Raw genomic sequence first — 23,020 nt, 5'->3', positions numbered from 1 at the left:
CGGATGGGGCCTCGTGTCCGTATCCGGGTGGGCGACTTCGTGTGTCCAGCGCGTGCGGTGGGCGTAGCGACGCGACAGGATGTGCACGGGACGGGACCTGCGCCGGCGAGTACGGGGCGCGCGGAGTACCGGGCCGGCGAACCACAGACCCTTGAGGAGCCAACCGAATGACTGACTCAGCCCAGATCGGCATCACCGGACTCGCGGTCATGGGCCGCAACCTCGCCCGCAACTTCGCCCGCAACGGTTACACGGTCGCGCTGCACAACCGGACGGCGGCGCGCACGCACGCCCTCGTGGAGGAGTTCGGCGGCGAGGGCCGGTTCATCGCGGCCGAGACCGCCAAGGAGTTCGTGGCGGCGCTCGAGCGGCCCCGCCGCCTGGTGATCATGGTGAAGGCCGGGGAGCCGACCGACGCGGTGATCCAGGAGTTCGCGCCGCTGCTGGAGAGCGGCGACATGATCATCGACGGTGGCAACGCGCACTTCGCGGACACCCGGCGCCGCGAGCGCGAGCTGCGGGAGCGGGGCATCCACTTCGTCGGCACGGGCATCTCCGGCGGTGAGGAGGGCGCGCTGAACGGCCCGAGCATCATGCCGGGCGGCTCCCCCGAGTCGTACGGGTCGCTGGGTCCCATGCTGGAGAAGATCTCCGCGAAGGCGGACGACGGGGCGCCCTGTGTGACGCACGTCGGTCCGGACGGCGCCGGGCACTTCGTGAAGATGGTCCACAACGGCATCGAGTACGCCGACATGCAGCTGATCGGCGAGGCGTACCAGCTGCTGCGGGACGTCGCCGGGTACTCCCCCGCCGAGATCGCGGACATCTTCCGCACCTGGAACACGGGCCGGCTGGACTCGTACCTGATCGAGATCACGGCCGAGGTGCTGTCGCACGTGGACGCGGCCACGGGCGAGCCGTTCGTGGACGTGGTGGTGGACCAGGCCGAGCAGAAGGGCACCGGCCGCTGGACCGTGCAGATCGCGCTCGACCTCGGGGTGCCGGTGTCGGGCATCGCGGAGGCCGTCTTCGCCCGGTCGCTGTCGGGGCACGCGGCGCTGCGGGAGGCCTCGCGCGAGCTGTCCGGGCCGAAGGCGGCCCCGCTGGACCGGGCGGAGGCGCAGGCTTTCGCGGACCGGGTCGAGCAGGCGCTGTACGCATCGAAGATCGTGTCCTACACGCAGGGCTTCCACGAGATCGCCGCGGGCGGCGCGGAGTACGGCTGGGACATCGACCTCGGTGCGGTCTCGGCGATCTGGCGGGGCGGCTGCATCATCCGGGCGGCCTTCCTCGACCGCATCCGCGCCGCCTACGACGCCCGGCCGGACCTGCCGAGCCTGCTGTCCGACGAGACGTTCGCCTCGGAGATCGGGGCCGCGCAGGACGCCTGGCGGGAGGTGCTGGTCGCCGCGACGCTCCAGGGCGTGCCGACGCCGGGGTTCGCGGCGGCGCTCGCGTACTACGACGCGCTGCGTGCCGAGCGGCTGCCCGCGGCGCTGACGCAGGGGCAGCGGGACTTCTTCGGCGCGCACACCTACCGGCGAGTGGACCGGGACGGGTCGTTCCACACGTTGTGGGGCGGTGACCGGTCGGAGGTGTCGGCGTAGGGGTCCGGTGAGCGATACGTCGCGGTGGACGGAGTCCTGGGGCGTCCTGGGGCGTCCTGCGGGACGCCGCGCGGCGCGCCACGGGGCGCCGTCCACCGCTCGTCCGCCGGTCTCGGTCAGCTCAGCGGCGGGCCCGGCTCCGGGGTCGGGGAAGGATCCGGGCCCGGAGGGATCGGGGACGGATCCGGGTGCGGATCCGGTGGGCCCGGATGCGGCGGAGCCGGCGGCGGAGTCGGGTCAGGTCCGGGAGCGGGCGGAGTCGGGTCCGGCCCCGGAGGTGGCTGCGGGTTCGGGACCGGGCTGGGGTACGGGTCGGGGACCGGCGTCGGCGGTGGCTGGACGGGGTCGGGGTACGGGTTCGTCATCGTGTCCTCCGGCCGGGGATGGGCTTGGCTCTGGATTCCTCCCCCGCATACCCGACGACGGCGCGCGCAGTCACCCGGTGGTGGCAAGGGGTGCGCCCGGCCGGGCCCCCCGCCGCGCGGGCTCGGTGGTGCCGCGTGGGCTCGTGGGGCTCGGTGGTGCCGCGGGGCCGGTGGCGGTGCAGCGCCCGTGGCGGTGCGGGGCCGGTGGCGGTGCGGGGCCGGTGGCGGTGCGGCTCAGCCGCGCCGCACCGCCTCGGCGGCGTTCGGACTCAGCCACGCCGCACCACTCGGTGGCCGCCGCAGACCAGGCCCGGAGCTGCTGAACCCGCACGGCCTCACTGCCCTCTGGCTCAACCGGCGTGGGCTCGATGGTCTTCAGGCTCAGCCACGGCGCACCGCCTGGGCTGCCGCGACCAGGACCGGCGCGGAGCTGCTGAACCCGCACGGCCTCGACGCCGCGCCGGTTCGACCCGCCCGGACTTGGCGGCGTCCGGACTCAGCCCGCCCTGAATCGACGGCGTTCGCACTCAGCCAGGCCGCTCCGCTCGGCGGCCGCGACCATGCGCGGCCCGGAGCTGCTGAACCCACACGGCCTCAGTACTCTCCGTCTCAACCGGCGTGGGCTCGATGGTCTTCAGGCTCAAGCACGCCGCGCCGCCTCGGCGGCCGCGGCCAAGCCCGGCGCGGGGCTGCTGAACACCGGTACCGGTGTCGTCGTGAGGTCCTGCGCGGGGGCCATGGAGGCCTGGGCCAGCAGGATCGCATCGGCGCCGGTGACCGTGTCGGCGGTGGCGGCGACGCGACGGACGTAGCCCTCGGTGTCACCGGCCTCGAAGCGGTCCCAGGCACCGTCGACGAGCAGGGTGCGCACGGCGACGGGGCGGCCCGCGCGGGCCGCCTCCTGCGCGACCAGCTCCGCGGTGGGCCCGAGGGTGCTCTCCAGGGCCGCCAGGACGACGACGCGCGGTCCCGCGGCGACGGCGGCGGCGGCCATCGGCCGGTCGACGCGCAGCACCGGAACCCCCGACGCGGCCGACTGCGCGACTGTCTCCGCGACCGCGCCGAGGGTCGAACAGGTGCACAGCACCGCCCTCGCCCCCTCGGCGACGGCACGCGAGAGCACCGCCCGTACGTCGTCGGCGACCGCTTCGGGGCCCTGGTCCCGCGCCCGGGCCAGCAGGTCCTCGTCGACGAAGTGGCGCAGGAGCAGACCGGGGTGGGCCCGGTCGCGCAGGGCGTCGAAGACGGGGACGTGGACGGGTGAGGTGTGCAGAAGGGCGAGCACCGGACGAACTCAGAACCGGTCGGGGTGGGCGCGCAGCCACTTCTTGGCGGCGGTCAGCAGCGCGGGGTCGGCCACCGGGGCTTCCTCGGGGTGACGCGCGGCCCACTTGACGACGTACGGACAGAGCGGGGCGACGGGGACGCCCTCGCGACCGGAGATCGCGTACAGCTCGCGGGCCAGGGAGCCGGCGATGCCCTGGCCCTCGTGCGCCGGCTCGACGATCGTGTGCACCGGCACCAGGGCGGGCGCGGGCGACTCCAGGACGAAGTACTCGATGCGGCCGACGACCTCGCCGCCCTCCCCGAGGGCCTCGAGGCGGCCGGCCGGCCGGTCGTCGCGAATGCTGATGTCGCTCATGGGCGCTCCTGGGACTGGTGCGATCGGGACCGGAGGTGCGATGGTCAGGCGGACACGGCCTGTGGGCTGCGCTCCTGGTCCGACCCCGGCACCGGTTCCGCCGGATCCGCGCCCAGGGCCACGATCCGGTTGTCGCGGTCCACATGCACGACACGGGGCCGCAGGGCTCGCGCCTCGGCGTCGGTGACCTGAGCGTAACTGATGATGATCACCAGGTCTCCGGGGCGCACGAGATGGGCGGCGGCCCCGTTGATCCCGACGACGCCCGAGCCGCGCTCCCCTTCGATCACGTACGTCTCCAGCCGCGCACCGTTGGTGATGTCGACGATGTGGACCAGCTCGCCCGGCAGCAGATCGGCGGCGTCCAGAAGATCGGCGTCGATGGTCACCGATCCCACGTAGTGCAGGTCGGCCTGGGTGACGGTGGCACGGTGGATCTTGGACTTGAACAGAGTACGCAGCACTTTGGACTCCCAAAAGACGGCTCCCTGCCTGCTTTCTGCAGGTCAAGGGCGGTATCACTCTACAACTGGCACGCGCCTGACTCGAAGATTGTGAGGAACATCGCTTCACTCCGGTAAGCAGGCTCCTGCCTGGACTTCAGCGCGAACACGGCTGTTGTGGCTCGTCGAAGGTGCACCTACTCGAACGCTCTTCGCGGAACTTGCCAGGATCGATGCTGACGAAACGCTGACTTACCGGACGGCATATCAGGAGATCTAGGGGTGCCATCGGGTCACTGCTTAAGGGGCCGCGCCCTTCGTTCCTCGACGAGCCGCGCCGCCCGGACGAGACGGACTTCTGCACCGCCGGTACAGAGGACCGCTACCCGGATGCGTTCGGGCTGCTACCCATGACCGGCGGCTCCGCCCGCCTCACGGAGCGGCTCGCCGCCCTCCCGTACCAGACCCTCGCCCTCGGCCTCGGCCTCGGCCACGATACGAACACCAACGCCCTCCTGGAGAAGACTGCCTTCAACCTCCTCACCTGAGACGGGTCGTGGCACCGAACCGCGCGACGTCGTGCCCGCCTGTACTGTCGGTGGCGCGTCCTATGATGCGGAGATGGTGGGGCGCGACGCAGCAGAGCAGGTGGCCAGCCCCTACGCGACCGGCGGCGGTGGCACGGTCTTGGAGCACGACTTCGGTGCCGTCCTGCTGGGGCTTTCCTCCTCGGCGATCCCGTACCGGCACTGGGTGATGACGTGACACCGGTGTCCGTACGCTTCCAGGACAGCAGTTTCAGCCCCGTGGACGACCTGATCGTCATTGGGGACACGGCCGACGGAGCACAGCGGCGGTTGTCGATCGGTGTGCGCCGGGCCCCGGCATCCACGACCAGCGACGACTCCACGGCGGACCTCCTCGTGTCCTACCTGCGGATTGTCACGGATCACTGGGCCGAGGCCGGCGCGGGGCATTGGCGGCTGGCGCTCGCTGTGGCCAGCACCAGTCCTGCCGTACGGCAGGTGCATGAGCTGGCCGTGATCGCACGGGGGCAGCCCGACGAGGAGTCGTTCCGCGCGGTAGTGGAGCAGCCGGGACGCACGACTGAAGCGATTCGCAGGCGGCTGGGCCATCTGGACGCGTTGATCGCTCAGGCAGCCAGCAGTCCGAAGGTGAGTACTGAAAGGCCTGCCGCCGAGCTGACCTGGCGATTCCTTCACGTGCTCTGGTTGTGGCAGCTGAGGCTGGAGGGGGCCGACGAGTCCGGCCGTGCGGCGGCTGTGGCCCGCCTGCGGAGTGTCGTCCCCGATGCCTCTGTGGAGGGTTCCGCCACCCTGTTCGAAGCTCTGGGGAGACTGTCCCGGAGTTACGCCCCGACAGCGGCCACCGTCACCGAGAGCATGCTCCGGAGGCAGCTCTCTGGGACTGCGGTCGTTGACCGCTCCCCGTCTACGCCCCGGCGTGGCGTGCCCTCGACGCCCTGTCGGAGACGGCCGAGAACCTCGTCCGGTTCCGGTTGACCGGTGCCGGCGGACTGGGGCGGTCCGGTCTCCGTCCACGCCGACGGCTCTGTCTTCGCCCTGCGGCTGTTGCCGGGACAGAACGAGGAACCCTGCGCGTGCTCGTCTCGCTGACGCACCGCTGAGACGACAGTTCCGTCCGGACGGCCTCTGGGCGGACGACCTAACCACATGACGGCCAGCAGCGTGGGCCTCGACTCGCGGTGACGGTGTAGGCGCGGGCGATGCAGAGCATGGTCTTGCTCACCCGCCCCGAAGGACGGCAGCGGATCCAGCCGGAAGCCTTCCGACCAATTCTTCAAGGTGGCCGTTACCGAGTTCCACCGTCGAGGCCCGGACTGGACCTGGGAGTGGGAGCGGGATGCAGTGTTTGACCGTTATTGCAGCCCGGTTTCGCCGTGAGTCCACTGCGGGGTATCGCGCGGCCGCCATGCACATCCGTCGTGCAGGGCAGCCACCCACCGTGGACGAATCCGGGTTGGAACCTGCTGGCCACACCGCATCCTCTCGTCGCAACGGCGGTGGCGGGGATGGACGCGACGACCGCCTCTCAGGCGTTCTCGTCGTGGATCCGGGCGCCCAGATCCTCCGCCCACTCCAGCGCCCACGCCTTGAGTTCTTCGATCTGTTGGGAGGTGAGCCCGTACGCGGTGTAGTCCTCATCCTCGTACCAGTCCGCGCCGATCAGCCGGTCCCGGAGGTCTTCGAGGCTGAACTCGTCGTGGGCGCGACGGCGGCCCAGGGATTCGAGGTCGGCGGTGGAGCGGTGGCGGGAGGCAGCCTGGACGTCGATGAGGTCGCGGACGGTGCCTCGGTCGGCGAGGGCACGAACCTTGGTGCCGATCACATCGTCCAGCGAAAGAACGGGACCGTAGGGGGTCTGGGCAGGGGGAGCCCAGAACGCCTCCTTGAGGACGTCGACCTCACACTCCTCGCCGGTGTCCGGATCGGTGACGAGGAACCGGCCGCTGAGCGGATCCGTCTGGACGTGCGTGGTCCGCCATCCGCGCGCGCTGAGGCCGGCTGTGAGTGAGACGACGATCTCCTGCATCGGAGCGGGGTTCTCGGTGGCGACGTCGAGGTCACGGCTGAAGCGTTCGACCAGGCCGTGGGCCTGCACGGCGTATCCGCCGGTGAGGACCAGAGGGTAGGGGGAACCGAGGTCGAGGATGTCGGCGAGGAGACGCTTGTGGAGCGGAGTGAGCTTCACGCGGCGGTCGTGTCGGCCGGAGCGGTGTGGAGCAACTCGGGGAAGGCGTCCTCCCAGACCTCGCGGATGTAGGGACTGATCAAGCGTCGCAGCACGGGCCACTGCTCGACGAGCAGCCGGTAGTGCAGGAGGGTCACCAGGTCCTCGCGCAGTCCTTCGGCGAGGACGGTCCGGTAGAGCGTCATGCGGGACTTCGGACGGTCCAGGCTGTAGCTCGTCCGCCCGGACCAGACGATGTGGAGGGGCAGGTCCACGTTGCCCTCGATGGGGCCGGCCAGCTCCTGCAAGCGCTCGGGCAGCCGGCTGCGGTAGCGGTCCCGCAGCACCTCGGCGCGGGGCGCGGTGATCGTCGTGTCCATGCATCCAGTATCGCTGCTGGGAGGCGGCGGCATGGCGGATACGGGTCCCCTGCCGTACATACGGGTCGGGCGGCCACCCGCCCTTCTCGGACATCTCACCCAGTGGGCGCTTAGCGCATCCTCGCCTACCCGTGCGGCCAGGCCTCCGTGTGGCGCGGCAACCGGCTGCCCTGACGGCCGGACCAGCCCGCCCGCAGGCGCGGGTGATCATGACGCAGCAGGTCACGCGGACGGCCGCCGCGGTCGGACCGGCTGCGGCTTCGGTGGGAGCCAGAGACCTGTCGAGGTCACCCGTCATGGCGGCCACCTGGTCAGCAAGCTGGGACGCTCCCGCGCCCGATGTTGACCGTTTGCTGACCTGAGCGGGGCAACCAAGCCTCTGACCTGCAAAAACACCCAAATGCTAGATCTTGGACTTGAACATAGTGCGCAACATCGGGGCACTCCCACAAGTAGGCTCCCTGCCTGCGTTTTTGCAGGTCAAGGGCTATTTCCCTACCTTGCAACGAGTCGCATGCCCGGTCAGCTGCCCCCAGGTTCTTCAGGACTCATGCCGACCACTCACCGACTTCCCTGACGCTTCGTCAGGTAGCCGGAGGAGGGCTTCGCCCACTCGGAGCGGCGGCAAGATCCACGGTGCGGCCGGCGCGCCCGGCTTCTCCGCCGGCGATGCACACTCCGGTACCGGCCCGACGCGTACTTCGAGCTGGCGTGGCCCTCGGTCGTTCACCGGCGGACAGTTCGTGACCGAGGAAGGACCGGGCGGCGGCGAGATCCGCGGGCGGCGCATGGAAGGGATGGGCTTCGCGGGCCGCCACGACGAGACGGACGCGCACTCACCCGTGCTCATGGTCGACGACGCGGCAAATCCGAGTCATCCACCGCAGTGATTCGCCCGGACCGAGGAGTTCGCCTGCCTCAGCCCGGCACCGTTCTTCAGCGAGGAGCTGACCGTCGAAGACGGCGCCACCGTGCGGTTCGCTACGGCGTCGGGATGGCCGATGCCGACGTGAACGCGGCTCACGCACTCGGCGACGCGGTACGCCGGGTGCTCACACCGTCGGGTACGCCGTCCGCACATGCCACACAATCCACTGGCAGGGCGCACATTGACGATGACGAACGCCCACATCGCCCAACGCGCCGCGGCCCCGCAAGCACGGTGCCAAGGACGACTGTTCGCTGCCGTCACGCTCCAAGTGCACGGGGGTCACACACCTGGGCGCTGCCGGGGCGCCTTCGCCTGCGCGCGGAGATCCCGCCTGGTGGAGCAGTCGCGGCGGAGCTGCACCCGGCGATTCCACAACCGTTACAGTGATGCCGACCCTGTCCACCGCGCCGGAGCCGACCTTGCCGAACCTGTCCCACCTCGAGGAGATCTTCTCCGACGAGGGTGACGGTGCCGCCGGCCCCGTGCGGTCGCCCGGCTGGCAAAGCGACGTATCGCCGCAGGGACTCACGGTGACATTGATCGCCGACTACACGTTCCCCGTCCGGGCGTGGTTGCCGTCGGCCGCGATCGTCGCAGTGCTCGGAGAGTTCCAGGTGTCCGCGGGCGCCGCCCGTACGACGATCAGCAGGCTGATGCGCCGAGGGGTGCTGGAGAGCAGCCGGCACGGGCGGTACAGCTCCTACCGGCTGACGCAGGAGGCTGCCGTCGATCTGTGGAGCGGCGCCAGTTCGATCGCCACCTTCACCACTCAACCCGACTCATGGGACGGTCGGTGGACACTGATCGCCTTCTCCGTCCCGGAACAGGAGAGCACGCGGCGGCGCGCGTTGCGCACCGCGCTGCGTTGGCGCGGATTCGCGCCGCTGTACGACGCGCTCTGGGTGTCGCCGCACCCCCTGAGCCCCAAGGGGCGGATCGAGGTGGCCGACCTGGCGCGGGGAGCGGTGACCGTGTTCCGCGCACGGCAGGAGGAACTGGACACGGAGGCCGACCGCAACCCGGTCGAGGCGTGGGACCTGCCCGGCATCGCCGAGCACTACCGGGCTTTCATCGACCGTTGGAGCGGCCTGCTTCCGCACATCAGCACCGACCGTGTCACCGGCGCCGACGCGGTGCGCGCCCGGACCGAGGTCATGCACGCCTACCGGCACTTCCCCATCCTGGACCCGCTGCTCCCCATCGGGCAGCTGCCGCCCGACTGGCCCCGGTCACGGGCACGGGAAGTCTGCGTCGCGGTGTACGACGGACTGCTCCAGCCGGCCCAGGACCATGTCCGCTCCGTGGTGACCAGATTCGCGCAGGGGCCGCACCCCGACATCAGGGCCCATACGATCGCCGGCATGAGTGCGGGTGTCGGCCACGGCTGACGGCAGGCCGCCGCGAGTGTGATCGGGCGGGCTGCGAAGGCGTCACACGGTGCCTCCCACGCCTGCGATCTGTCGAATCCGCGTCGAAGACAACAGAGTTGGGCGCCAATGATTGACAGATCGGCGCCCGATCGGGAATGTACCTGTTGCAGGACGTGTGGGAACGCTCCCAGAGTTGCGGCACACGACGAGTGGAAGGAGAGGCACCCCTGCGCCGCTTCCGCAGAGTCAACCCCTCCCCATCAGACAGGCGGGCAGGTGGGCGCGGAGAGCCGCTCCCACCATGAGTCACGGTTCGGCCGGTGTTCAGCGGCTCGCCGTGTCTCTGCCGGCAAGGCCACACCACGCCGACGACCACCACGGGCAGGACCGGAACGTCCTCCACCGTGCGCGATCGACCGACCTGCCCACCCCCACGATCACTCCCCCCACCACCTGGGTCAGCCTCACCGCCGCGGCATCACCGACGTCTCTTCCCGGCACCTGACCGGGCAGCGCTCCGCCACCCCCCACCAGGAGTCTTCATGACCATGCAACGGCGTAGCTTCCTGACCCCGAGCGCGGTCGGAGCCGCGGGCGTAGGCATGTTCCTGCTCGGCACGGGCCAGGCGGGTGCCACCGCTCGGGCGGGAGCTCCGACCCAGCGGTTCGCGGTCGGCGTGCGCCAATACGCCTGGAGCCGCGGCAGCCGCCGGTGGACCACAGACGTGGACTACCCCGCCACCGGCGCCCCCCGCGGCTCCCCGGCCACCAACGCCCCCGTCGCCCGAGGCGTCTTCCCCGGTCTGCGAGTTCATGCACGGCTTCAGCAGCAGCCCGCAGAAGTCCCTGGCGATCATCCGCCCCTTGGCCGAGGCCGGCTTCATCGTCCACGCCCCCCACTTCGCCACCCTCAGCGGCGGGTACGTCCACAACGGCAACCAGTCCAAGGACGTCTCCTAGGTCATCACCCGGACTCTCGCCCTCGACACGGCCGGCGACCCGCCGGCCGGCCACATCAACACAGCGGTCGGCGTCGGCGTCTCCGGCCACTCCATGGGCGGCATGACCACCCACGGCCTGCTCACGGCCTGGCCGGACGTACGCATCACCGCAGCGCCGGGGAGCGGGCCCCCTCGGTCCGCGCCAAGGTCCTGTTCACGCAGGGCGACCGGGACGGAACGTGCCCGATCCTCTCCGTCCGCCAGGCGTACCGGGAGCTGCCCGCCGGCAAGGCGTTCCTGACCTTCCGCGGCGCCGGGCACAGCAACTACTTCGGCGACCCCCGCACCGTCAACACCTCCGTGGACGGGATGCGGTGGAGCCTCTACGGCGAGACCGGGGCCCGCGACCGCCTGGGGATCCGCCCTGAGCTGAGGAGCAACCAGGCACCGGCGGGGTGCGCGGGTCTGCCGTGATCGCAGCGCATCCGGACCGTGCAGGGTGCGTGGCCGCCCACGGACGCCGCGCATTCGACTGTGTTCGTTTCCAGGCCAGTGTGGACATCACCGCCCGAACAGCGGGCGGCCGCGCTCCCACTCGTAGGTCCACTTGGGGGTCCGACACCTTCAAGGCGCAGGAGAGGAAAGCTCATGGTTTCACTAGCAGGGAAGTTCGGAGTCATTTTCCTTGCCGTCCTGTTGGCAGTTGCCGCATCTGTGTACGGCGCGGCGCATCAGGCATCGGCCGATACCGTGGCACAGTCAAGCGCTTCGCAGATCGTGGCCGACATGGGCGCGGGTTGGAATCTGGGGAACCAACTCGAAGCCACCGCCAACGGATACCCCAGCGAGACAGCGTGGGGCCAGCCGACGGTATCGCAGGCCCTCATCGACAAAGTAAGGGCGGCGGGGTTCAAGACGATCCGGATCCCGATCTCCTACCTGGGATACATAGGGTCCGGCCCGAATTACACGATCAACGCCGCCTGGCTGAACAGAGTCCAAGAAGTCGTCAACTACGCCTATAACAGGGGCCTGCATGTGCTGATCAACATGCACGGCGACGGGTACAAGAGCGTCAACGGCTCCTGGCTGATCTGCGATTCACCCTCCCAGGCGACGATCAAGGCCAAGTACGAGAAAGCTTGGCAGCAGATCGCGAACAGGTTCAAGAACTACGACCAGCGCCTGATCCTCGAGTCCATGAACGAAGAGTTCGACGGGCAGTACGGCCGCCCGACCCAACCGTGCTACTCAAACATCAACAGCTACAACCAGATCTTCGTGGACACCGTGCGGAAAACAGGCGGCAACAACAGTTCGAGGTGGCTGCTCGTGGCCGGCTGGAACACGAACATTGATTACACTGCCGGGAACTACGGCTTCACGCTTCCGTCCGACCAGTACCGCTCCCCCGCCATTCCCGCAAATGAGCGGCGGATCATGATCTCCGTTCATCACTACAGCCCGTGGGACTTCGCCGGAGAGGAAAGCGGCACGATCACGCAATGGGGCCGAGCAGCGACCAACCCGTCGAGGACGTCGACCTGGGGACAGGAGGACTATCTGGACGCGCAGCTCAAGATGATGCGCGACGTGTTCGTCACAAAGGGGTATCCGGTAGTGGTGGGCGAATACGGTGCCATCGACAAGTCGTCGTTCGATTCATCGAACAACAGGTATCGCGCGGACTTCGCACGGGCCGTCGGGGCCACCGCCAAGAAATACGGCGCGGCAACCGTCTACTGGGACAACGGTGCAACCGATCGGTACGGGTTCGGGCTGTTCAACCGGCGTTCCCTCACGATCACCCAGCAGGGCATCATCAACGCCATCATGACCGGCGTCAGCGGCAGTGTTGCCGGCTCCGGCCTCCCGTCCGGCACGTAGCGGGACCCGAGTCCCGGTGACGGGTGCATACCTCTGCTTACCTCGTGGGCGCGCAGTTGGGCAGGGTGGCGAAGCCACGGTGTGCCATTCCGTCAACTGCGCGCCGACCAGCCGGAAAGGCTACGCTGCGCCGCATCTGGGAGCGCGTTCGGCAAATGGACGACAGCGATGTCTTCACATGTAGCGACCGACGACGAGGTGTCGGCCGGACTGACCGAGGTGCCGAGCTCAGGGAGCTTCTGCGGACTCTCGGAGCCCCGCCCAAGCCCGAGGACATCGGCCTGCCCTCATACGAGCGGCGACGGGTACCCGGCCTGCGGCGCGAGGAGCCGGCGCAGCTGGCGGGAGTGTCTGGACATCCGGCGCCTGCTCGATGCCGTTCACCACCGCGCGCACCGTGCAACCGGCCGAGGCCGGGGCGCCGGCGTCCAAGTAGTTCGTGGAGGTGGCCAGGGGTGAGGAGCGTAGAAATCCGTTGATGGCCCGTCACGCATTCTGTTGGCTCTTTCTGTTCGAGGATGTGCGGGTGTGAGCCACGAGAGATTCTCGTGCGCAGTCCCGTCCTCATCGCCGCACTCCTTCCGAAAGGGCACTTGAACTGGGCTGACTCCCGCCGTTTCAGACAGCTCACGGCCGAGGCACAGCGAGCCCCCCGACCCACAGGATCGCACTGTTTCTTCCATGGATTGGTGAGCAATGGTTGACAGCTTCGTGCCCGATCGGGAAGCTGCGTGATGCACCTCGAGTTCGTTGCGATGTGATTGCGTATTCCCGTCGCACTACCCCTGTGATCGCTCACAGTCCCGACCTGGAGGAGCGCCCTGGCACGCCAAGGCCGCCCCGCTCGACACGTGCCACTCGTCAGCACGACGGATCCAGCCTCAGTTGTTGCCGCACCGAGTGAGGCGCATCGGCTGGGATCGCACGCGGCTACACGAACTCCATGGGCCTGAGCGTCAGTTGCCCCATGCACCCGCCTCGCGCCTGGAGGTCTCTCCCTGACCCGCTCTCCGCCGCCCCCGACGTCTCACCCGCGGCCGACGCAAGGAAAGGACCGACCATGTCCCTGCACCCCCCTCCAACAGTTGCCGGGCGCCTCACCCGGCGAACCCTGCTCAAGGCCACCACCGCCACCGCCGGGGCGCTCGCCACCGCCGTCGCGTTCGCCGAAGACACTCCCGCCGAGGCCGCGGCGAGCTTCGTCAAGGGCGTCGACATCAGCTGGGCACCTCAGATGGAGGCGCGCGGCTACTCCTGGAAGAACGCCGGCGGGCAGACCCAGGATTTGGTGACGATTCTCAGGGGTTACGGCATCACCGCCGTACGCCTGCGCACCTTCGTCCACCCGTCCAACGACCCGGCCAACGGGCACTGCGGCATCAACGAGGTGGCCGCCTTCGCCAAGCGGGTCAAGGCCGCCGGAATGTCGATCATGCTCGACTACATGTTCGGCGACACCTGGAACTCCGTCGGCGTGCAGAACCCGCCCGCGGCCTGGCGGAACATGAGCTACAGCCAGATGCGCACCGCGATGAGCACGTACGTGAACCAGACCATGACGGTCATGAAGAACGACGACGTGCTGCCCACCTGGGTGCAGATCGGCAACGAGATCAACAGCGGCATCTGCCGCCCGGTCGGCAGCGTCTCCAACGCCGCACAGATGACGGGGCTGCTCAACGCCGCGTACGACCAGGTCAAGGCGGTGTCACCGAACTCCACCGTGTGCATCCACCTGGCCCAGCCGCAGAAGTACGACGTGATGACGACGTTCTTCAGCCGCTATGCCGCACACGGCGGCAAGTGGGACATGTCGGTGTTCTCCTCCTACGGCAGCGCCGCCCTCGCCCCCGGGATCGTGGCCAACATGAAGAAGATCTCCGACGCCTACGGCAAACCGTTCCTCCAGAGCGAGTTCGGTGGTCGGGTGGATCGTGCCTCCTCCACCCAGGCCGCGCTGGTCGCCTACACCAAGGCGCTGAAGGCCAACGGCGGTCAGGGCATCTTCTACTGGGAGCCGGAGTGCATGTCCCCGTTCACCGGCTACACCATGGGCGCCTGGGACTCCTCCACCAAGCGGCCCACCGCGATCATGAACGGCTTCACCCAGGCCTGAGCGACGGGCCATGGACCTCAACCCGGACAACTCTCCGGTCAAGGACTGGGATTGGTGATTGTAATGAGCATGACATTAAGTCTCGAAGGGCACGGGGTCAGGCTGGGAGCAGTGGGTCTGCTGACCCTCGCGACGCTGGTCGGCACCGGTGCGGCGCATGCCGATGCCGCCACGCGGGCGCTGCCGGCCGGTTGTTCCGGCACCGCGCCGATCAAGTGTCACTACGCGGTCCCACCCGGCAACTACGACGTGACGGTCTCCATCGGCGGTGCCGGTGCCGCCGAGACCGACATGTGGGTGGAGGCCCGGCGCCTGACGCTTCCGGCGACGAAGACGGCGGCCGGTGCCGCCGCCACGTACTCGTTCACGGTCAACGTGCGGCAGCCGGAGGGGCAGCCGACCGGCCAGGGCGGCACCGGAAACCCCGGTCTGGACATCCGGTTCGCGGGGACCAACCCGCAGGTGTCGGCCGTCTCCGTGAAACCGGCGGCCCAGCCGCTGGTCGCCTACCTGGCCGGTGACTCGACCGTGTGCGACCAGCCCATGGCCCCGTACACGGGATGGGGCCAGATGATCACGTCGGCGGTGGCCACCGGAGCGTCCGTCGCCAACTACGCGGACTCGGGGGAGAGTTCGGGCAGCTTCCTGAGGAACCCGGCGCTCTTCCCAGCGCTGCTGCCGAAGGTCAAGGCAAACGACGCGGTCTTCATCCAGTTCGGCCACAACGACAAGCAGACCAGCGCGTCAGCCTTCCGGGGCAACCTTGCCTCCATGATCACGCAGGTCCGCGCGAAGGGCGGCGTCCCGGTTCTGGTGACCCCGCCGGTCCGCCGGCAGTTCAACGGCAGCCGGCTGACGCCCACAGCCCTGCACGTCAACGGCCTCGGAGTGAACCTGCCCGCCGAGATGCGCTCGGTCGGCACGGCACAGAACGTGCCAGTGATCGATCTGACCACCAAGAGCAAGACGCTGGTCGAGTCCCTCGGCCCGTCCGCCTCCGCACAGCTCTTCCTGCGCTCATCCGTCGACGGTGTCACGGACAACACCCACTTCTCGCAGTACGGCGCGAGCCAGATGGGCGCACTGGTGCTCCAGAGCACCCGCGAGCAGCGCCTGCCCCTGGCCGCGTACCTGCGCTGACCGAACGCCCGGCGCCAGTCCCAAGGAGGGACCCGTTGAGGAACTCACGGATTCTCATCACGACCGTGCTCATGATCGCCTTGTCGAGCCTCGGTGTCAGCGCCTCATCCGCGGCGGACCGCGTCGCCACGGACTGCACCAGTGCCTCCCGCGCCCAGGCCCCGGCCGCACAGGCGGCCGCCGCGCCGGTCACCGTGTGGCTGGCCGGCGACTCCACCATGGCCGACCCGAGCTCCGGCCGGTGCCCGGTCGGCTGGGGCAGCCAGTTCGACGCCCTGTTCAACAGCGACGTGACCGTCAAGAACCAGGCTGTCGGAGGCCGCAGCATCCAGACCTGGCTGTACGAGGGGAACGTCAGCGGCACCAAGGGCTCGGACGGCGAGTGCCGCCTCACGTCCACCACGTACTCGTCCCGCTGGCAGGCGATGCTGAACTCGACCACCGGAATGAAGGCCGGTGACTACCTGTTCATCCAGTTCGGCATCAACGACTCCTCCTCGACCTGCCCCCGGCACGTTGGCCCGGCCCGGTACCGACAGCTGATGACCATGATGGCGCAGGCCGCCCTTGCCCGGGGCGCACACCCGGTGCTGCTCACCCCGGTGGCCGCCATCACCTGCTCCGGTGGCACAGCGACCAAGAACCGCGGCTTCGTCAACGAGACCTTCGCCGCCGGATCCGCCACCAGGGCGCCCGTCATCGACCTGCAGACGCTCAGTGTCTCGCTCTACAACAGTCTGCACTTCTGCCCGAACAACGGCGACTACGGGGGCAGCAGTCCCCTGGGCACCTTCTTCTGCAACGACCACACCCACTTCGACACCTACGGCGCCCAGCGGGTCGCAGGGCTCGTCGCCGGTGACGTGCGCCGCCAGAACCTCCCGCTCGCCGCGTATCTCGGGTAGCACCTGGCGGTGGGCCCGTACCGAGGCCGGTCGGTTCGCGGGTGGTCTCAACCGCAACAACATCGCCTACACCGGGACGGCGACGTCGAACATGGGCGGCACGAGCGCCGCGGACAACTCCTGGAACCTCGGCGTCCCGCCGTCGGACTCCCAGTTCCGGAGTGTGTGGACGTCCGGATGGGACGCGCCCCGCCAGGCCGACGGGAGTCTGCCCGTGCTGCCCCACCTCCGTCTCGCGGCGAACAGTGCCCTGATCGACAAGGGCACCGCCGTGGGACTGCCCTTCAGCGGAAGTGCGCCGGATCTCGGCGCCTTTGAGAATGACGGAAGGTGACCTCTTGAGGCAAAGATCGCGTGTCGTCTCGACGTACTGGAAGTTGTCCGCCGGCACCCTGTTGTCCGTGGCGTCGGCGGCGCCGCTCCCGGCGAGCACCGCCGCGGCGGAGACACCTGCAACGCAGACACAGGCAACGAAGCTCCAGGACCAGGGGGCCGCCGCTGGACCGGTGGTGGATCGCGGCCTCGAACACCTGGTGTCCGACTACCAGACGCGCACTCCGACCAAGTACACGGCTGACTCCTGGAAGCCCTTCGCCAAGGCGTTGACCGCCGCGGCCGATGTCGCCGACGACTCCTCGGCCGCCACGTCAGACGTCGCCGGCGCGAAGACGGCACTGATGACCGCCGCCGCCGATCTGAAGGCCGCCGACGAGGGCACGTTCCAGACCATCGCAAACAACACCTTCTGGAACGACACCAGCGGCAACCCCATCTATTCGCAGGGCGGTGGTGTCTTCAAGTTCGGCGACACCTACTACTGGTACGGCGTGCACTACACCGGCGCCGAGCTCTACCGGGCCAATCCGACGAAGAAGTACGACGGGAACGTCAGCTTCGTCTCGATCCCCGTGTACTCGTCCAAGGACCTGGTGAACTGGAAGTTCGAGAACCGGGTCGCGACGCGCTCGACCGAGATCGACAACGGCGCCACCCTCGGCCAGGCGGGGTGGGTCGGGCGGCTCGGCGTCTCGTACAACGAGAACACCGGCAAGTACGTACTCGCCACCCAGGCCTACGTCGGGGGCGGGCACGGGGTCCTGTTCCTGGAGGGCGACTCACCCACCGACTCCTTCGACTACGGCTACTTCCAGACCCAGATCACCAACTCGCCCACGACCGGCACCGGGGACCAGACCGTCTTCACCGACGACAACGGCAAGGACTACCTGATCTTCTCCAACCGCGAAGGACGCTCCCGCGCCTTCGTCGGCAAGCTCAGGGAGTCCGACTCGCTGCGGGTGGAGCCCGCGGTGCAGATCGGCAGCAACTCCTCCGGCCGCGAGGGCAACGCCATGTTCAAGCTCGACGGCAAGTACTATCACGCGGCGTCGGACCTGCACGGCTGGAACTCTTCGGTCACGCATGTCCTTGAGTCGACCACCAGCAACATCCAGGGTGCCTACACCAGCGAGTACACGCTTGCCGGCACCGAGACGGACTACAGCCACGTGACCCAGACCGGGTTCTTCGTGACGGTCAAGGGCACCAGGCAGAACACGGTGATCTTCGCCGGCGACCGCTGGGCCGACTTCGCCTGGAACGGCCTCGGGTACAACCAGTGGATGCCGGTGACCGAGACCGGCGCGAGGCCACAGTTCCACTCGGTGAGCCAGTGGCAGTTCAACGCCACGACCGGGGAGTGGCGCGTCGGGCCGGCGAACAACTACATCCTCAACCCCGACATCCAGGCCGACCGCGTGATCGTCTCCAGCGTGACGGGATGGCGGAACATCGGCGGTTCGGTGACCAACGTCAACGGTGGTGTGAACGGGTCTCGCTTCGCCCTCCAGGTGAGCAGCACCGGCGGCGTCGAGCAGCGGGTCGAGTCGGTGCCCGAAGGCACCTACACCCTGTCCCTGCACGCTCGGGGTAGCGCCGGACAGGTCCTGATCAGCGGCGCCGACGGCAGCCAACGCACCCTCGGCGTCCCGTCGTCGAGCGGCTGGGCCAAGCGCGAGCTCACCGGCATAGCGCTGCCCGGCGGGGCCGCCACCGTCACCGTGCGGGCGTCGGGTTCGGGCGGCGTCACCGTCGACCAGCTCTCGCTCGTCAAGACCTCTGCCGGCACACCAGCGCCTCCGGGGCGTTACGAGGCAGAGACCGCTCCGGCGCGGTGCCGGGGCACGATCGACTCGAATCAAGCCGGCTACTCCGGCACCGGATTCTGCAACGGCGACAGCGCTGTGGGAGCCTTCGCGGAGTTCACCGTGAACTCCGCGACCGCCCGTGCGGCGACGTTGGGGATCCGGTTCGCCAATGGCGCCACCACCGGGGCGAGGCCCGCGAACCTCGTCGTCAACGGAGCCCCGGCAGAGGCGCTTTCGTTCGAGTCCACCAGTGCGTGGACGACGTGGACGACCAAGAGCGTGACAGTCCCGCTGAACGCCGGCAGCAACACCGTCCGGCTGGATCCGACCACGGCAACCGGACTGCCCAACGTCGACTACCTCGATGTCGGCTGACTGACATCCCGTGCTCCGCCGGTCTTTGCGACCGGCAGAGCGCACGGAACAGCCCGTGCCGCCCGTACGTGACATCGTCAGGAGAAAGACATGAGCAGAACGCGTCTGCCCCGCGTCGTCGCGGTCACGACGACGTTGGTCACCATGGTGTCCGCGAACCTACTCATGGTGCCCGCGCCGGCCCACGCGACCGTCGGAACCGCGGACATCAAGCCGATCGAGAGCAATATCGCTGCCAAGCCCTGGGCCTCGGTGACGGCCGCCTCCGGCTCGTCCAGCGCCCGTCTGGCCATCGACGGCGACCCGACAACGTCCTGGCAACCCGATAGTGTCGGCGCCCGGCAGTGGCTCACCGTCGACCTCGGTGGAACCTACGACAACCTGCGCAAGCTCAAGGTGCTTCTCCCGGACCGTGGCGTGGCCCACCGGTACGTCGTCGAGGCCTCATCCGACGGTCGCCGGTGGAAGGCGATCGCCGACAGGTTCCACAACCGAGCCGTGTCGCGAGGGGAAGTGCACCTGTTCACCCGGCCGGGAACGCGCTTCGTCCGGCTGACCTTCACCGGTGGGCCGGACCGTGCCCAGGCCGGTGTCAGCGAGCTTCAGGTCTTCAACTACCTACGCGACGACCTCACCCTCGGCGCCGATCTGTCCTGGATGGACGACGTCCAGGACCAGCAATACTGGGTCGACCCCCTCGCCGACGACCGCGGCGCCGGGCCACGCCTGCTCGACGTGGCCAAGGATCGTGGCATGCAGTACACCCGGCTGCGGATATTCAACGAGCCGCGCAGCGAGAGCACCGGTCAACCGACGCCGGTACCGCGCCAGGGCCCGGAGCGCTCACTGGCCTCAGCCAAGTGGATCAAGCAGCGGGCCATGGGCCTGGGTATCGACTTCCACTACGCGGACTCATGGGCGGACCCGAGCAAGCAACCGAAACCACGCGCCTGGGCCGAACTGGAGTTCGCGGACCTGTCCCAGGCCGTGTACGACTTCACCGCCGACTACCTGAAGCGGCTGATCCAGCAGGGCACCACGCCGCAGAAGGTGGCCGTCGGCAACGAGATCATCAATGGCTTCCTGTACGGCAGCGAGGCGGCCCACATCGGCACGACGAATCCGCCGTATTTCGTCGACCAGGCCGACATCTACCAGTCCAAGCCCGGCGGTGGCCTGCTGTGGAAGTACTGGCGATCGACCGACCCCGTGGAGCGGCAGCTCTACGACCAGTCGTGGGACCGGTTCACCACCCTGGCCGCAGCCGGGATCAAGGCCGTCCGCGACGCGTCACCGACATCCAAGGTCGAGATACACGTGGTCGTCGACAAGGACAAGCTCGCCAAAACCATGGAGTTCTGGCACCAGTTCCTCGACCGGGTGAAGGCGAAGGGCCAGAACCCCGATGTGCTGGCCATTTCTTACTACCCTGAGTGGCACGGTGCCCCCGAGGCGCTGGACCGCAACCTGAACACCATGGCCACCACGTTTCCCGACTACGAAATCGACATCGCCGAAACCGCCTACCCCGCCTCGGGCGGCGACGGCTCGCCGTTGCCCAACTCGCCGTACCCGCGAACCATTCAGGGGCAGGCGGACGCGATCCGGAGGGTGTTCCAGGCCGCCAACGACGTCGTCGACAACCGAGGTTCAGGGGTGCTGGTGTGGGAGCCGGCCGGCTACCAGCCCATGTTCCGGGCCGTGCCCGGACTGGCCAACACATGGGAGCCGAACGCGTCCGTCAACGTCTTCAACGCCAGCCGCGCCAAGCACATCCTCCAGGACACCATCTACACCGCCACCATGGTGGGGACCGCCCCGAAGCTGCCCTCCTCCATCCGCATGCTCACCACCGCCAACGACAAGATCACCACTGTCCCCGTCCGCTGGCAGCCGTTGCCACCTGGCGCGACCGACAGGCCGGGTGAGGTGACAGTCACCGGGACGACCGGCTCAGGACCGGTCACGGCGGTCATCGACGTCATGCCCGGCCACGGCGAACACGACGTGACCACCTCGTAGCCTGCTTCATCGACGTCTCACCGCCGCGGCCACGACGGCACCGGCGACATCATCACCGCTTCACAGCAGTGCTCCGCTCACTCGGTGGCCGACAGCAACAACTGCGGCAGGCCTGGGTGACTGGGCCGTATTCGACCGGAACGACCACACACACCCACATCCGGTGCGCCCGACCAACCGCACGCCGCTCCTGCCACCCAGCGCGGCCGGCAGGCACCCGCACCCGCTGTTGTGCCGTGCTCCCCGTCGCCCTGTTGGCCTCTGTCGCCGACGGGACGCACCCGGCAACGGGCCCAGCCGAACGCCAACTCCTCCACCCATCCCCGCACCCAAGGAGTCACCATGACCCTGCGACGACGGACCTTCCTCAGCATGAGCGCGGCCGGAGCGACGGGCGTGGGCCTGTCCCTGCTAGGGGCAGGGCAGGCACCGGCCGCCGCCGGGCCACTGGACACCGCGCCGACCACGCCGTTCGCGGTCGGCGTGCGCCGGTACAACTGGACCCGCGGCAGCCGCCCGTGCACCACGTACGTCTACTACCCGGCCACCGGCACCGCCGGCGGCGGCCCGGTGACGGACGCGCCGGTCGCCGGCGGTGTCTTCCCCGTCCACAACTTCACCCACGGCTACGGAAGCAGCCCGCAGAACTCCCTGTTCATCATCCGGGCCCTGGCCTCGGCGGGCTTCATCGTCCCCGCCCCGCACTTCAACCACAACTTCACCGACGTCAACAACGGCAACACCTCCAAGGACGTCTCGCAGATCCTCACCAACACCCTCGCGCTCAACGCGAGCGGACCGCTGGCCGGGCACATCAACACCGGGATCGGCGTCGGCGTCTCGGGCCACTCCCTGGGCGGCATGGTCACCCACGGTCTGCTGACCTCCTGGCCCGACAGCCGGATCATCTCCGCCAACCCCCAGTCCTGCGTGGACATGGGCAACCCGTCCGGCTCGGTCTCGGCCAAGGTCCTGTTCGTCCACGGCGACCGGGACTCGACCACGCAGTACTCCTCGGCCCGGCAGGCGTACTCGGAGATCACCTGGCCCAAGGCGTTCCTCACCTTCGTCGGCGGCAGCCACACCAGCTTCTGGAGCGACCAGCGCTTTCCCAGGACCGTCGTCGACTGGGCCCGCTGGAGCATGTACGGCGACACCGCCGCACGGGACCGGCTCCCGGCCGACGCGTCCGGGTCCAACACCAGGTGGGAAGCCCAGCTGGGCGACTCCCCCGGCGGCCCGGGCCTCTACACCCTGCTGGCCCAGCACAGCGGCAAGGCCGCCGAGATCAACGGTGCCTCCACCGCCGCCGGCGCACAACTCGTCCAGCGAACCGCCAGCAGTCGCCCCAACCAGCGATTCGAGTTCGTCGACGCCGGCGACGGCCACGTCCGCGTCAAGGCGCTGCACAGTGGCCTGTTCCTCCAGCCCACGGGCACCGCGACCGGCGCGGATATCGTCCAGCAGGCCGAAGCCAGCGCCATCAGCCAGCAGTGGCACGTGGTCGACCACGGTGGAGGCGTGATCAGCCTCGTCAACCGGGAGTCCGGCCTGGCCTTGGATGTCTGGGAGTACTCCACCGCCGACGGCGCCCGCATCTCCCAGTACACCTACAGCGGCAACCCCAACCAGCGCTTCACCCGCCGCCGCGTCTGACCGGGACCTGTCGGGGCACCGCTCGGGCGGCGCCCCGACAGCGCGCCGACAATCCTTCGCGCGCTCCTGGGAAAGACCCATCCGCGCTCGTCAGTCACGGATGCATCTGCATCACCCCGCAGGTCGGCGCCACCTCGTGGACAACTGCACGGCGAAGATCCCCAGGGTTCTCGTCATGCCCCAGCGTGCCCTCCGCATCACCGGCGCACCCCCGACACTCACGCCGCCACACGCCCCTCTACAGGTCGACAAGGTGCGACTGGTCGACGTCAGCGAGAGAGGACGACAGCCACGCCTCACGTGTCCACACAGCGAACCCTCCGCGCGTCGGTGCGGGTCAGCAACGCTACGAACAGGTGATGATCAGCGAGTTGTCAGCTT

19 protein-coding genes and 1 pseudogene are annotated in these 23,020 nt (G+C 68.9%); 15 read left to right on the top strand and 5 right to left on the bottom strand.

All coding sequences use genetic code 11. The annotated features are described in order from the left end of the window. The first annotated feature begins 167 nt into the window (after positions 1-167). Positions 168-1,607, top strand: a complete 1,440-nt coding sequence (gene gndA / locus ACZ5Y0_RS07765; protein ID WP_469127722.1) for an NADP-dependent phosphogluconate dehydrogenase — start codon at positions 168-170, stop codon at positions 1,605-1,607. Between the two features lie 1,005 nt (positions 1,608-2,612). Here gndA and ACZ5Y0_RS07760 read toward each other — a convergent pair. From ACZ5Y0_RS07760 to panD, 3 genes are read right to left on the bottom strand one after another with little or no spacing between them, the layout of a single operon-like run. Then, positions 2,613-3,257, bottom strand: coding sequence for an aspartate/glutamate racemase family protein (locus tag ACZ5Y0_RS07760; RefSeq protein WP_469127721.1), 645 nt, complete (start codon positions 3,255-3,257; stop codon positions 2,613-2,615). Positions 3,258-3,266: 9 nt separating this feature from the next. Further along, positions 3,267-3,614 (bottom strand): GNAT family N-acetyltransferase, encoded by a 348-nt coding sequence (locus ACZ5Y0_RS07755; protein ID WP_469127720.1) that lies wholly within the window; start codon positions 3,612-3,614, stop codon positions 3,267-3,269. A gap of 44 nt (positions 3,615-3,658) precedes the next feature. Next, complete coding sequence (panD, locus tag ACZ5Y0_RS07750) at positions 3,659-4,078, bottom strand: aspartate 1-decarboxylase (protein ID WP_469127719.1); 420 nt, start codon at positions 4,076-4,078, stop codon at positions 3,659-3,661. Between the two features lie 389 nt (positions 4,079-4,467). Between panD and ACZ5Y0_RS07745 the strand changes: the two genes are divergently transcribed. Further along, positions 4,468-4,605 (top strand): hypothetical protein, encoded by a 138-nt coding sequence (locus ACZ5Y0_RS07745; RefSeq protein WP_469127718.1) that lies wholly within the window; start codon positions 4,468-4,470, stop codon positions 4,603-4,605. Positions 4,606-4,678: 73 nt separating this feature from the next. Beyond that, on the top strand, positions 4,679-4,822 hold the full coding sequence (locus tag ACZ5Y0_RS07740; protein WP_469127717.1) for a hypothetical protein: 144 nt from the start codon (positions 4,679-4,681) through the stop codon (positions 4,820-4,822). Positions 4,823-6,130: 1,308 nt separating this feature from the next. Here the strand turns inward: ACZ5Y0_RS07740 and ACZ5Y0_RS07735 are convergent. Beyond that, positions 6,131-6,790 (bottom strand): nucleotidyl transferase AbiEii/AbiGii toxin family protein, encoded by a 660-nt coding sequence (locus ACZ5Y0_RS07735; RefSeq protein ID WP_469127716.1) that lies wholly within the window; start codon positions 6,788-6,790, stop codon positions 6,131-6,133. Beyond that, the gene (locus tag ACZ5Y0_RS07730) at positions 6,787-7,149 is read right to left on the bottom strand and encodes a hypothetical protein (RefSeq protein ID WP_469127715.1); all 363 of its coding nucleotides are present in this window, start codon (positions 7,147-7,149) and stop codon (positions 6,787-6,789) included. The genes ACZ5Y0_RS07735 and ACZ5Y0_RS07730 overlap by 4 nt, the downstream gene beginning before the upstream one ends. Before the next feature lie 743 nt (positions 7,150-7,892). Between ACZ5Y0_RS07730 and ACZ5Y0_RS07725 the strand changes: the two genes are divergently transcribed. The 12 genes and pseudogenes from ACZ5Y0_RS07725 to ACZ5Y0_RS07670 all read left to right on the top strand — a co-directional run bounded on the left by ACZ5Y0_RS07725 (position 7,893) and on the right by ACZ5Y0_RS07670 (position 22,639). Then, positions 7,893-8,039 carry a hypothetical protein gene (locus ACZ5Y0_RS07725; protein WP_469127714.1) on the top strand — a complete coding sequence of 49 codons (147 nt, stop codon included), beginning with the start codon at positions 7,893-7,895 and terminating at the stop codon, positions 8,037-8,039. A 427-nt stretch (positions 8,040-8,466) separates the two neighbouring features. Beyond that, on the top strand, positions 8,467-9,468 hold the full coding sequence (locus ACZ5Y0_RS07720; RefSeq protein ID WP_469127713.1) for a PaaX family transcriptional regulator: 1,002 nt from the start codon (positions 8,467-8,469) through the stop codon (positions 9,466-9,468). Positions 9,469-10,263: 795 nt separating this feature from the next. Then, positions 10,264-10,410 (top strand): hypothetical protein, encoded by a 147-nt coding sequence (locus ACZ5Y0_RS07715; RefSeq protein ID WP_469127712.1) that lies wholly within the window; start codon positions 10,264-10,266, stop codon positions 10,408-10,410. Positions 10,411-11,039: 629 nt separating this feature from the next. Further along, positions 11,040-12,278: a glycoside hydrolase family 5 protein gene (locus ACZ5Y0_RS07710; protein WP_469127711.1), complete on the top strand. Its 1,239-nt coding sequence runs from the start codon at positions 11,040-11,042 to the stop codon at positions 12,276-12,278. A gap of 155 nt (positions 12,279-12,433) precedes the next feature. Continuing rightward, a pseudogene (locus tag ACZ5Y0_RS07705) lies at positions 12,434-12,631 on the top strand (transcriptional regulator); the annotation flags it as partial. A 707-nt stretch (positions 12,632-13,338) separates the two neighbouring features. After that, positions 13,339-14,394 carry a glycosyl hydrolase 53 family protein gene (locus tag ACZ5Y0_RS07700; RefSeq protein ID WP_469127710.1) on the top strand — a complete coding sequence of 352 codons (1,056 nt, stop codon included), beginning with the start codon at positions 13,339-13,341 and terminating at the stop codon, positions 14,392-14,394. Positions 14,395-14,463: 69 nt separating this feature from the next. After that, positions 14,464-15,534, top strand: a complete 1,071-nt coding sequence (locus ACZ5Y0_RS07695; RefSeq protein WP_469127709.1) for a rhamnogalacturonan acetylesterase — start codon at positions 14,464-14,466, stop codon at positions 15,532-15,534. Between the two features lie 35 nt (positions 15,535-15,569). Next, the gene (locus ACZ5Y0_RS07690) at positions 15,570-16,439 is read left to right on the top strand and encodes an SGNH/GDSL hydrolase family protein (RefSeq protein WP_469127708.1); all 870 of its coding nucleotides are present in this window, start codon (positions 15,570-15,572) and stop codon (positions 16,437-16,439) included. Between the two features lie 91 nt (positions 16,440-16,530). Continuing rightward, a complete protein-coding gene (locus tag ACZ5Y0_RS07685) occupies positions 16,531-16,773 on the top strand; it encodes a hypothetical protein (protein ID WP_469127707.1) in 243 nt (80 codons plus the stop codon). A 4-nt stretch (positions 16,774-16,777) separates the two neighbouring features. Beyond that, a complete protein-coding gene (locus ACZ5Y0_RS07680; RefSeq protein ID WP_469127706.1) occupies positions 16,778-18,961 on the top strand; it encodes a family 43 glycosylhydrolase in 2,184 nt (727 codons plus the stop codon). Between the two features lie 90 nt (positions 18,962-19,051). Continuing rightward, complete coding sequence (locus ACZ5Y0_RS07675; RefSeq protein WP_469127705.1) at positions 19,052-20,983, top strand: glycosyl hydrolase 53 family protein; 1,932 nt, start codon at positions 19,052-19,054, stop codon at positions 20,981-20,983. A 342-nt stretch (positions 20,984-21,325) separates the two neighbouring features. Beyond that, the gene (locus tag ACZ5Y0_RS07670; protein ID WP_469127704.1) at positions 21,326-22,639 is read left to right on the top strand and encodes an RICIN domain-containing protein; all 1,314 of its coding nucleotides are present in this window, start codon (positions 21,326-21,328) and stop codon (positions 22,637-22,639) included. Positions 22,640-23,020 lie beyond the last annotated feature (381 nt).

The sequence above is a fragment of the Streptomyces sp. NPDC033216 genome (assembly GCF_055577115.1).
This window is presented reverse-complemented; position numbering and strand designations above follow the sequence as displayed.